Here is a 10,270-nt window from a genome sequence, read left to right as displayed (position 1 = left end):
ACGCACGTGGGGATGGACCGGGAAGCCCCCCGCGTTCTCATGGGGGGCTCAGGTAGTCCCCACGCACGTGGGGATGGACCGGTGGCGGCCATCGAGGCCTTCGCCCGGGCGGCGTAGTCCCCACGCACGTGGGGATGGACCGCATATTGAGGCTCCAAACTATTTTAGCGGCTGGTAGTCCCCACGCACGTGGGGATGGACCGGATCTGGGGCTTAGGGTTCGCCCCTTCCAGGAGTAGTCCCCACGCACGTGGGGATGGACCGGCTCTGGCCGACCTTGGCGCCCTAGTGGGTCCGTAGTCCCCACGCACGTGGGGATGGACCGTGCAGGGGAACCGGAACCCTGGCCTTTACCGCGTAGTCCCCACGCACGTGGGGATGGACCGTCCCCGCTTTCGTGGTACACCAGGCGGGTCCGTAGTCCCCACGCACGTGGGGATGGACTGTCCTTCGACTTGCAGGAGCGCAAGCATCTTACGGCCATGTGGCGGACCTTTTTTATGGAGTTTCTGCGCATCCTGAAAGCCTCTGAGGCTTGACAAATGATAACGCACTTTCAGTATTATCCAGTAGGGGTGCGCCTATGCGCGGGAAAACCTCGCTCCTGGTTCTTGGTTTGCTCCTGGCTCCTATGGCCTTTGGCCACCGGCCGGCACCGGAGCGACCGGAAGCCTTCCAGGCGGAGGCTCGGCTCTTCGCCTTAGACAACCGCCAAGGGACCAGCCGGGTGGTGGCGGTGGACCTGCCTGCGGGGGAGATGGTGGCGGAGATTGCCTTGCCTCCCAGGGGGATGAGCCTGGTGGCCACCCCTTCGGGCCGGTACCTCCTGGTCGCCCGAGGCCGGGACACGGATCGGCAGTGGCTCACGGTGATCTGGACCGGGAAGGAGGAGGGGCGCTGGAGCCGGCCTGTGGTGGCCAGGAGCCTTCTCCTGGGCCGAGGGTGGAACGTCGGCCACGGGGCGGAGGCCTACACCCTAGGGGATAGGCTCCTGGCCTTCGCCGAGCGGGACGCGGTGGCGTTCCACTTCCCCGAGGAGAGCCTGGCTCCCGAGGCCGCCTTCCAAGCGGAGGGGATCCGGCTTCCCAACCCCGACCACTACCACGTGGTGGAGGCCCCCGAGGGCGTCTACCTCACCCTCCTGGCCCGGGGGCAGGTGATGCTCATGGACCGGGGCCTGAGGGAGGCCAAGGCCAGCTTCCCCTGCCCCGTCCAGCATGGGGAGACCTTCCACGAGGCGACGGGGCGGAGCTTTTTCGCCTGCGCCCGGGACGTGCTGGCGGTGGAGGGAGGGAGGGAGCTCAAGCGGCTTCCCTACCCGGTAGGGGAGCGGATCGGGGCCTTTCTGAAAGGGGAAGGGGCCTTCTTCGGCTACTCCGACGGCGTACAGCACCTCCAGCGCCTGGACCCCGTGGCCCTTACCCTTACCCCCATTCCCTTGGGCGGGGTTTTCATCCGGGGGAAGAGCGACGGGAAGCGGCTTTACGTCCTCCTCACCGACGGCCGCCTCCAGGTGCGGGAGGCGAGGGAGGGGAGGCTTTTAAGGGAGGTTCGGGTTTCCCGGCCTTTCCCGGAGATGGACGAGGACACCGGCGGGGCTATCTACCCTGACCTCGCCCCCTGGCCGGAGCGGGGCCTGGTCTACGCCAGCCTGCCCCACCTGGGGCTGGTGGCCGAGGTGGACGTGGAAAGGGGACGGGTGGTGCGCTACCTCAGGGTGGGGGGTAGCCCCACGCGGCTGGTGCTGGTGCGGCCATGAACCCCATGCCCGTGGTGATGTACCTCATGGGCCTCGAGGCGGCCCAAGGTCTCCTGGAACCCCTGGGGTTCCGCAAGGCCCCCCACCCCCAGGGGGTGGGCTCCAGCCTCTACCTGGGGGAGGAGGCGGTCTTGCACTCCACGGGCCTTTGGTACCGGGGGGTGCTCTACCACCGGCCCAAGGAGCGCTTCTACCGCACCCCCCTGCCCCCCTACCCCCCGGAGGTCCATCCCGAGGCCGAACCCCTGCCCTTTCCCGAGGGCCTGGCCCACCTCCGGCCCTTCCTCCTGGCCTACGAGGCGGAGGTAAGGCGGCTGCGGGGGGAGGGGCGGGAGCGCTCCACCAGGGGGCTTCCCCCAGGGGCTAGGCGGCACCTTAGGGACTGGCGGGCTTTCTTAGGAGGTGAGGATGCGTTGGATTAGCCTGGTCTTCTTGGGCCTCTCCTGGGCGGCAGCCCAGGTGCAGGTGGCGGCCACCACCACCGTCCTGGCGGACCTGGTGCGGGAGGTGGGGGGAGGGAGGGTGCGGGTGGAGAGCGTGGTCCCCCTGGGGGCGGACCCCCACGCCTTTGACCTCCGCCCCTCCACCGCCCTCCAGGTTTCCCGGGCCCGGCTCCTCTTCGCCAACGGGCTGGGCTTGGAGCCCTACCTGCCCCGCCTCCGGGCCCTTCTGCCCCAAGGGGCCAGGGTGGTGGAGCTCGCCCCCCGGATGCCCGAGCCCATCTGCGGCCTCCTGGGCCTGAGGGAGCGGGGGGTCCACCTCCACGGGGACTGCGACCCCCACATGTGGCTGGACCCCCGCTACGGGGTGGGCTACGCGGAGGCCATCGCCGAGGAGCTGGCCCGGCTGGACCCCGGGGGGCGGGAGGTCTTCCGAAGGAACCTGGACCGCTTGCGGCAAAGGGTTCTGGAGGAGGACCGGCGCCTCGAGGCCTGCCTGGCCGGCAGGCAGCCCCGGGTGGTGGTCCAGCACCTCTCCCTCCTGTACCTGGCCCGGCGCTACGGGCTGGAGGTGGTGGGGGCCCTTAGGGACCACCACGGGGCCGACCTGGGGGTGCGGGGCCGGGTGGCCCTCCTCAGGGAGGCGGAGCTTGGGGGGGTGGACCTGGTGGTGGCCGAGCCCCAGCTGGACCCGGCCCCCATGCGCCGCCTGGCGGAGGAGTTGGGGGCCAGGCTGATCGTCCTCTACACCGACGCCCTGGACCGGCGGGTGCCCACCTACTTGGACCTCCTCCGCTGGAACCGGGAGCGGCTTTGCGAGGCTCTAGCGAACTAGCCCAGATCGGGACCGGCAAGGTCCCGTGGGAAAGGAGGAAACGATGCGGAAAACCCTTTGGCTAGGTACCTTGGCGCTTGCGGTTTTGGGATGGGCTCTGGCCCACGGCCACGGGGCCCACGGGCATGACCACGGCCACCACCATGGCCACGGCCACCACGGGGAGCGGCTTTTCCACCGCCTGGCCGTGGCCGATGCCCGGGAGGCTTTGGTGCGGGTCCTGGATGAGGACGGTAAGGAGCTGGGCCGCTTCACCGTGCCCTCCCCAGCCCGCCTCTACCCCCTCCCCGGGGGGCAGTACGTCCTGGCGGTCCACCGGGAGGCCAATGCGGTGAGCTTCCTCTGGGGCGGCCTCCGGCTGGAGGACCACGGGGACCACCAGGACGTCATCCGGGAGGTTCCCTACGTGGCCGCCACCCTGCGCACCGGACCCCGGCCCACCCATACCTTCGCCGATGGGCACCGCCTGGCGGTCTTCCACGACGGGGATGGGACCGTGGCCCTCTTCGACCTGAGGCGCCTCGGCCTGGACTTCACCCCCCGCCTCATCGCCACCGGGGGCGCGGACCACGGGGCTCCTGCCCTCCTGGGGGAGGCCCTCCTGGTGGGTAGCCTGGAGCGGGGCCAGGTGGAGGTCTACACCCTGGGGGGCACCCGGGTGACGGCCTTGCCTCAGGCCTGCCCCCGCCTGCACGGGGAGGCGGTCCTGGGCGGAGTGGCGGCCTTCGGTTGCGCCGACGGGGTGCTCCTGGTGGAGCGCCGGGGCCAGGGCTTCGCCGGGCGGAAGCTGGCCAACCCCCCCGGCACCCCCCAGGGGGTGCGGGTGGGCACCCTGAGGGCCCACCCCCGCTACCCCTTCTTCGTGGGGAACTTCGGCCAGGGCCTGGCCTTCATCGACCCCCAGGCGGGCCGCCTCGAGGTGCTCTCCCTGCCGGCGCGCCCCGTGGCCTTTGGCTTTGACCCCGAGGGGGAGGCCCTTTACGTCCTCACCGAGGACGGCCGCTTCCACAAGCTGGATCCCGTTGGCAGGCGGGTGGTGGGGAGCCTCGAGGCCGTCTCCCCCCGGGCCCAAGGGGCCCCTGCCCCGGGGATGGCCCTGGGCCACGGGGTGGCCTACCTCACCGACCCCGCGCGGGGCCAGGTGGTGCGGGTGGACCTGGAGGGGTGGCAGGTGGCGGCCCAGGTGGAGGTGGGCGGGGCGCCCTCCGCCATTGCCCTCTTTGAGGTGGAGGGGGTGGAGCACTAAGGGCCCCGTCCAGCCCGTACGCACAAGGGCGGCCGTAGGCCGCCCTTTTCTTGTCCGGGTTGCTCTTGATGTAAGAATGTCCCTCTCTCCATGCGCCCAGTTTGGGGAAGCTTTGTCTTCCACTCCGCCTTCCTTCCCCTTCAATCTCCTGGGCACGGCGCTGATGCTGGGGGTGGCGCTCCAAAGTACCTTCCGCTTCTGGCGGGAAAACCCCTCCAGGGCAAGGGGTACTCCGGTGATCGCCCTTTCCGCCCTGGTGCTGGCGGGGACGAGCAGCCTCAACCGCCTGGGGGTGGTAGGGGTGGAGGAGCCAAGTACCCCGTCGTGGCTTGCGCCACGACGGGGGCCCCAAAGAGGCCATGGGCACGCCGCCTTAGCTTTGGCCGATGGGCCAACCTTTACGTGCGGGTACTTAGGCAGGGCCCTGGGGGTGAGCCTCCTCTACCTCGGGGTGGTCCTGGTGGACCGGGGTAAGCGGCTCTCTGAAGTTCAGGAGTAGGCCCCAAAAGACCCCTGGCGCCTGTGGGCGCCAGGGGACCCTTTTGGCCCTAAAGCAGGGCCCGGGCGAAGGCTTCCGCCACCTTGCGCACCAGCTCGGGGTAGGCCGTGGCCTCCTCGCCCAGCACGTCCACGATCACGGCCTCGAGGCCCAGGCTCGCCGCCATGGGCATTGCCTGGCTCTGGATGGGTGGGGCACGAGGAGGGGTTGACCCCGCCTTAGCGGATCACCCCCTGGGCCGTCCTTTCCCAGGGCCAGGAGGGGGTGGGCAAGGAGGGCTCCACCTGCAAGGGGGTACCCTGGCCTGGATTGCCGATGCCTACTGGGCTTGCAGGGCAGGCTTAGGCTTCTTGACCTAATAGTGAAAATACATTATCATTTTGTCTGATATGCGCGTGGCTTACCTGTTGACAACCCCCCGGGCGGCCAGCTACAGGCTGGGCAGGATGATCCTGCCCCAGCTGGAGGTTGGGGTCCACGGCGTAGAGGTGGTGGCGATCTTCTTCTTTGACGATAACGTCATGGTCCTGCAAAGGGGCAATCCCATCGGCGAAAGGCTTTCCCGCCTCGCTCGGGAGAAGGGGATCCTCCTCATGATGTGCGATGACTGTGCCCTGGAGCGGGGGCTGGCCGTGGGGGAGCCCAGGTGGTGCACGCCGGAAGGGGAAGGGCGCCGGAAGCCAGGGGAGTGCCGGGTGGCCCCCCATGTGGTGGAAGGGGTGGAGGTGGGTTGCTTCCCCGACCTCTACCGGGCCCTGGCGGGAAGGGTGGACCAGGTGATCACCCTTTAGGAGGCCGTCTTGCAACGCCCCGAGGTCCTGATCGTGGGAGGCGGCCCGGCAGGGATCGGGGTGGCGGTGGCCCTCCTCCAGGTGGGGGTCAGGCCCTTGGTGCTGGAGGCCCGGCGGGTGGGAGCCTCCTTCCTGCGCTGGCCCCGGGAGACCCGGCTCCTCACCCCCTCCTTCACCGCCAACGGCTTCGGCCTGGCCGACCTGAACGCCATCGCCCCCCGCACCAGCCCCGCCTACACCCTGGGGGAGGAACACCCCACGGGGCGGGCCTACGCCCGCTACCTCCAGGCGGTGGCCGCACATTTTGCCGTACCTGTCCTTAGGGAACGGGCCAAGCGGGTGGTCTACCGGGAGGGGTTTTTCCGCGTGGGCACGGGCCGGGGCACCCTCGAGGCCCCCTTCCTGGTCTGGGCCGTGGGGGAGTTCTTCTTCCCCCGCTACCCCTTCCCCGGGGCCTTCCTGGCCCTGCCCTACGCCCGGGTGGGCAGCTTCGCCCGCCTGGCCCGGGAGGCCCCCGAGCGGGTGGTGATCGGGGGGTACGAGTCCGGGGTGGACGCCGCCCTCCACCTGGCGGAGCGGGGGGTGAGGGTCCTGGTCCTGGACCCCGAGGCTCCCTGGGAGAGGCGCACGGGGGAGCCCTCCCGGGACCTCTCCCCCCACACCCTAGACCGCCTGCGGCGGGCCCCCCGGGGCCGGATCCGCTTCCGGAGGACCAAGGTCCTGGCCCTCCAGCTGAAGGGGGAGGGCTACGTCCTCCTCACGGAGGGGGGAGAGGTCCGGACCCCCCACCGCCCCCTCCTGGCCACGGGGTTCGGGGACGGCCTCGAGCCCCTGGGGGGCCTCCTGGCCCGGGGGCCTGAGGGCCATCCCCTCCTTACCCTCGAGGACGAGTCCACCCTGGCCCCTGGCCTCTTCCTGGCCGGGCCTAAGGTGCGCCACGGGGGGAGCCCTTTCTGCTTCATCTACAAGTTCCGCGCTCGCTTCCCCATCGTGGCCCGGGCCATCGCCCGGAGGCTTGGGCGGGACGAGGGGCCTTTAGAGGTCTACCGGGAGGAGGGCATGTGGCTGGAGGACCCCGCCTGCTGCGAGGTGCGGTGTGCTTGCTAGGGGCCGGACCGCTTCCCCCCTCCTGGCCCTCCACCTCTCCGGGGTGCTGAGCCCCTGCCGGGTCTGGGCCTTGGGGCGGGCCGAGGGGATGGGCTTTCTGCGCGGGCTTCTCCTCAGGCAGTTCCTCTTCGCTTGGGCCATGGCCCTGCCCCTGGTGGCCTTGGCCCACCTCTGGGGGTGAGGATGGCAAGACCCATACCGGTTACCGTTCTGGTGGGCTTTTTGGGCGCGGGCAAGACCACCCTCATCAACCACCTCCTGCGCACTGGCCTTGCGGGCAAGCGGGTGGCGGTGGTGGTGAACGACCTGGCGGAGGTGAACGTGGACGCCAGGCTGGTGGTGGGGCGCACGGAGCGGTTGGTGGAGCTCGCCAACGGCTGCATCTGCTGCACCCTGCGGGAGGATCTCCTCAGCGAGCTGGAGCGCTTGGCCGAGGAGCCCTTGGACTACATCCTGGTGGAGTCCACGGGCATCGGGGAGCCCCTTCCCATCGCCCAGACCTTCTATATGGGAAGCTTGCCCGAGAAGGTGCGGCTGGACGCCATCGTGAGCGTGGTGGACGCTGCCCGCTTCTTTAAGCTTTGGGAGGAGGTGGGGGAGGTGGAGGACGCGGAGGGCAACCCGGTGGAGGAACCCCTGGCCCCCCTTCTGGCGGAGCAGGTGGAGTTCGCCAACATCCTGGTGCTCAACAAGGTGGATCTGGTGGGGGAGGAGGAGCTTGCCCGGCTGGAGGGCTTCCTGCGGGCCCTCAACCCTGGGGCCAGGATCCTCCGGGCGGTGCGGGGGGCGGTGGACCCGGGCCAGATCCTGGGCACCGGGCTCTACGACTACGAGGAAGGGGTGCGCCACCCCGACTGGGAGCGGGAGTGGCAGGCCCCCACCAAGGAAACCGAGGAGTACGGCTTCCAGAGCTTTGTCTACCGGCAGGGGCGCCCCTTCCGCTTCGCCAAGTTCTGGAGCTTCCTGGAGTCCTTCCCGGCCTATGTGCTCCGCGCCAAGGGGTTCGTGCGCTTCGCCGACCATCCCCCGGCCCTCCTCTCCCAAGCGGGGGAGAGCGTGGTCCTCGAGGCCTTGGAGGAGGCCCCGGCGAAGGAGGCCCCCCTCTACCTGGACCTGGGCGGGGAGGAGGAGGGCACCGAGATCGTCTTCATCGGCCAGGGCATCCTGCGGCGCCGGGCCGAGATCGAAAGCGCCTTGGCCCTCTGCCTGGAGTAGCCGTGGACGGGCGGGTTCCCATCACCCTCATCACCGGCTTCCTGGGGGCGGGTAAGACCACCTTGGTGAACCGCCTCCTAAGGCAGCAGGAGGGGCTTTTCGTCCTGGTGAACGAGTTCGGGGAGGTCCCCCTGGACCAGCGCCTGGTGGAGGGGCGGGCAGAGGCCCTGGCGGAGGGGTGCCTCTGTTGCGGGCTGGAGGGGGAGCTTTTGGCGGCCCTGGCCGCCCTCCACCGCCGGGGGGGCTTCCGCCACCTCCTCCTGGAAACCTCGGGCCTGGCCCACCCGGCCCCCATCCTCAGGGTCCTCCTCTCCCCTGGGGTGCGGGAGGCCTACCGCCTGGCGGGGGTGGTGGCCCTGGTGGACCCCCTGCACCTGGACCTGTACCTGGCCTTCCCCGAGGCCAAGGCCCAGATCCGCTACGCCGACCTCCTCCTCCTCACCAAAGCCGACCGGGCGGAGCCCGAGGCCCTGGAGAGGGCGGAGGAGGCGGTGCGGGCCCTGAACCCCCTGGCTCCCCTCCGGCGGCTGGCCAAGGGGGAAGGGGTGGACCCCGAGGAGGTCCTCTTCCCGCGGCGGGAGGGTGGGTTTCGCCTCCTGGACTTCCCTCCGGAACACGCCCACCGGGAGGGCCTGGTGGCGGTGGGCTTGGAGGGGGAAGGGGCCCTGCCCTACGAGGCCTTCCGGGAGTTCATGGAGGACCTGGTCCTGGGCCGGGGTCCCTTCCGGGAGGGGCGGCTGGTGCGGGCCAAGGGGGAGGTGAACCTGGAGGGCTCCCGCCACCCCCTGCGCTTCCACGGCGTCTACGGCCTCTTCGACTTTGAAAAGGGACCTCCCTGGCCCGAAGGCCCCCGGGTGAACCGCCTGGTCTTCATCGGGGAGAACCTCCGGAAGGAAGCCATCCGGGAGCGGTTCTTTCGCATCCTCCGGCCATGAGGACCAAGGTGGGAGTGGTCACCGTCTCCGACCGGGCGAGCCAGGGGGTCTACCCCGACCGCTCCGGGCCCGAGGCCATGGCCTTCGTGGGGGAGCGCTGGCCCGAGGCTGAGATCCTCTACCGCCTGGTCCCCGACGAGAAGGAGGCCATCCAGGAGGCGGTCCTGGCCCTTCTGGGGGAGGGGTGCCGCCTCCTCCTCCTCACCGGAGGCACCGGCCCCGCCCCCCGGGACCGGACCCCGGAGGCGGTTCTGCCCCTTTTGGACAAGGTCTTCCCCGGCTTTGGCGAGGCCATGCGCCTGGCCTCCCTGCGGGAAACCCCCACGGCCATCCTCTCCCGGTCCCTGGCGGGAAGCCGGGGGGAGGCTTTGGTCCTCCTCCTCCCCGGAAACCCCCGGGCGGTCCGTACCTGCCTCGAGGCGGTGTGGGAGGCGGTGCCCACGGCCTTGCGGCTCCTTGGGGGATAAGGCCTTCCAGGCGCCCCGGCCCCTCAGGCCAGGGGAAGGGCGCCTTGGGCAGCCTCCCCCCTTAGGAGCCGGGCCAGGATCTCCACCCCCTCCACCACCCGGTGGGTGAGGGCCTGGAAGGGCCCGGCGTCCAGGAGGTAGGCCCGGCGCCCCCGCAGGTAGGCCCCCAGCCACCCGCCCCGGGCCAGGTGCGCCGCCACCGCCTCCCGGGCTTCCTCCAGGCCGTAGCCGCAGAAGGCCAGGAAGACCACCTCCGCCTCCGGAAGCCCCTCTGGGGTCGTCCGCAGGCTGGCCTCCCCGGGCCCTGGCCCCAGGTACCTGCCCCCTGCCCGCTCCACCATCTCCGGCACCCAGTGCCCCCCCAGGAAAGGGGGGTCCAGCCACTCCAGGAAGGCCACCTTGGGGGGCCTCGGGGGTGGGGAAGGGAGGCCCTCGAGGCGGGCCCGAAGGGTTCGGGCCAGGGTCTCCGCCGCCCCTTCCCGGCCCGTGGCCTCGCCCAGGGCCTTCAGGTCTGTGAAGAGGTCCAGGAGGCGGGTGCCCCGTAGCTCCAACACCTTGGGGACCCGGGGGAGGAAGCCCAGGGCCTCCCCCACCTCCCGCGGGGTGGCGGCGCAGACCTCGCACACCCCCTGGGCCACCAGGAGGTCGGGGTCCAGGGCCCTTAGGACCTCTCCCCGCACCCGGTAGAGGGAAAGCCCCTGGGCGTAGGCCTCCCGTACCCTGCGGTCGATCTCCTCCTGGGAAAGCCCCTTGGGGATCAGGCTCTCCGTGAGGACGGGAACCCCTGAAGGGTTGGGGCAGGCGTGGCTCACCCCCACGGGCTCCACCCCCAGGGCCCGCAGGAGGAGGGTGCCGGAGGGGACCAGGCTCGCCACCCGCATGGGTTCATTATGCCCCTCCTGGCCGCGGGGGGGGGGTTGACAACGGGGCGCTATGGGTAGTAGCCTCCACCCCAGGACGCCCAAGACTTAGGGTG

12 protein-coding genes and 1 CRISPR repeat array are annotated in these 10,270 nt (G+C 70.6%); of the genes, 11 read left to right on the top strand and 1 reads right to left on the bottom strand.

Features of this window, described 5'->3' with window-relative positions; genetic code table 11:
• Window positions 1–52 precede the first annotated feature (52 nt).
• Window positions 53–446: direct repeats of the CRISPR family, unit length 29 nt; unit sequence GTAGTCCCCACGCACGTGGGGATGGACCG.
• Window positions 447–631: 185 nt separating this feature from the next.
• From ETP66_RS11555 to mog, 11 genes are all read left to right on the top strand, one after another.
• Window positions 632–1,759 (top strand): hypothetical protein, encoded by a 1,128-nt coding sequence (locus tag ETP66_RS11555; protein ID WP_236630330.1) that lies wholly within the window; start codon window positions 632–634, stop codon window positions 1,757–1,759.
• Entirely contained in the window at window positions 1,756–2,181 is a 426-nt protein-coding gene (locus ETP66_RS11550; RefSeq protein ID WP_130842742.1) for a hypothetical protein, read from the top strand. Before ETP66_RS11555 ends, ETP66_RS11550 begins: the two co-directional genes overlap by 4 nt.
• Entirely contained in the window at window positions 2,168–3,034 is an 867-nt protein-coding gene (locus ETP66_RS11545) for a metal ABC transporter substrate-binding protein (protein ID WP_130842741.1), read from the top strand. Before ETP66_RS11550 ends, ETP66_RS11545 begins: the two co-directional genes overlap by 14 nt.
• Before the next feature lie 43 nt (window positions 3,035–3,077).
• Window positions 3,078–4,280: a hypothetical protein gene (locus ETP66_RS11540; protein ID WP_130842740.1), complete on the top strand. Its 1,203-nt coding sequence runs from the start codon at window positions 3,078–3,080 to the stop codon at window positions 4,278–4,280.
• A gap of 163 nt (window positions 4,281–4,443) precedes the next feature.
• On the top strand, window positions 4,444–4,779 hold the full coding sequence (locus ETP66_RS12580; protein ID WP_201738532.1) for a hypothetical protein: 336 nt from the start codon (window positions 4,444–4,446) through the stop codon (window positions 4,777–4,779).
• 389 nt (window positions 4,780–5,168) lie between these two features.
• On the top strand, window positions 5,169–5,570 hold the full coding sequence (locus ETP66_RS11530) for a SaoD/DsrE family protein (RefSeq protein ID WP_130842739.1): 402 nt from the start codon (window positions 5,169–5,171) through the stop codon (window positions 5,568–5,570).
• A 9-nt stretch (window positions 5,571–5,579) separates the two neighbouring features.
• Window positions 5,580–6,677 carry an NAD(P)/FAD-dependent oxidoreductase gene (locus tag ETP66_RS11525; RefSeq protein ID WP_130842738.1) on the top strand — a complete coding sequence of 366 codons (1,098 nt, stop codon included), beginning with the start codon at window positions 5,580–5,582 and terminating at the stop codon, window positions 6,675–6,677.
• Window positions 6,667–6,858, top strand: a complete 192-nt coding sequence (locus tag ETP66_RS11520) for a hypothetical protein (protein WP_130842737.1) — start codon at window positions 6,667–6,669, stop codon at window positions 6,856–6,858. The genes ETP66_RS11525 and ETP66_RS11520 overlap by 11 nt, the downstream gene beginning before the upstream one ends.
• Before the next feature lie 2 nt (window positions 6,859–6,860).
• Entirely contained in the window at window positions 6,861–7,892 is a 1,032-nt protein-coding gene (locus ETP66_RS11515) for a CobW family GTP-binding protein (RefSeq protein ID WP_130842736.1), read from the top strand.
• A gap of 2 nt (window positions 7,893–7,894) precedes the next feature.
• Window positions 7,895–8,827 carry a CobW family GTP-binding protein gene (locus ETP66_RS11510; protein ID WP_161569081.1) on the top strand — a complete coding sequence of 311 codons (933 nt, stop codon included), beginning with the start codon at window positions 7,895–7,897 and terminating at the stop codon, window positions 8,825–8,827.
• Window positions 8,824–9,294, top strand: coding sequence for a molybdopterin adenylyltransferase (gene mog, locus ETP66_RS11505; RefSeq protein WP_130842734.1), 471 nt, complete (start codon window positions 8,824–8,826; stop codon window positions 9,292–9,294). Before ETP66_RS11510 ends, mog begins: the two co-directional genes overlap by 4 nt.
• Window positions 9,295–9,317: 23 nt before the next feature.
• On the opposite strand, the gene ETP66_RS11950 is transcribed toward mog, so the two are convergent.
• Entirely contained in the window at window positions 9,318–10,175 is an 858-nt protein-coding gene (locus ETP66_RS11950; protein ID WP_161569080.1) for a TroA family protein, read from the bottom strand.
• Between the last annotated feature and the right edge of the window lie 95 nt (window positions 10,176–10,270).

Origin of the sequence: Thermus thermamylovorans (genome assembly GCF_004307015.1) — a bacterium.
Classification (GTDB): Bacteria; Deinococcota; Deinococci; order Deinococcales; family Thermaceae; genus Thermus; species Thermus thermamylovorans.
Note: the sequence above shows the minus strand (reverse complement) of the source record. Positions and strands in the feature narration are given on the sequence as shown.

Coding starts and splice junctions, on each gene's coding strand:
- ETP66_RS11555 (WP_236630330.1), top strand. CDS start 632: ATGGCCTTTGGCCACCGGCCGGCACCGGAGCGACCGGAAGCCTTCCAG.
- ETP66_RS11550 (WP_130842742.1), top strand. CDS start 1,756: ATGAACCCCATGCCCGTGGTGATGTACCTCATGGGCCTCGAGGCGGCC.
- ETP66_RS11545 (WP_130842741.1), top strand. CDS start 2,168: ATGCGTTGGATTAGCCTGGTCTTCTTGGGCCTCTCCTGGGCGGCAGCC.
- ETP66_RS11540 (WP_130842740.1), top strand. CDS start 3,078: ATGCGGAAAACCCTTTGGCTAGGTACCTTGGCGCTTGCGGTTTTGGGA.
- ETP66_RS12580 (WP_201738532.1), top strand. CDS start 4,444: ATGCTGGGGGTGGCGCTCCAAAGTACCTTCCGCTTCTGGCGGGAAAAC.
- ETP66_RS11530 (WP_130842739.1), top strand. CDS start 5,169: ATGCGCGTGGCTTACCTGTTGACAACCCCCCGGGCGGCCAGCTACAGG.
- ETP66_RS11515 (WP_130842736.1), top strand. CDS start 6,861: ATGGCAAGACCCATACCGGTTACCGTTCTGGTGGGCTTTTTGGGCGCG.
- mog (WP_130842734.1), top strand. CDS start 8,824: ATGAGGACCAAGGTGGGAGTGGTCACCGTCTCCGACCGGGCGAGCCAG.
- ETP66_RS11950 (WP_161569080.1), bottom strand. CDS start 10,175: ATGCGGGTGGCGAGCCTGGTCCCCTCCGGCACCCTCCTCCTGCGGGCC.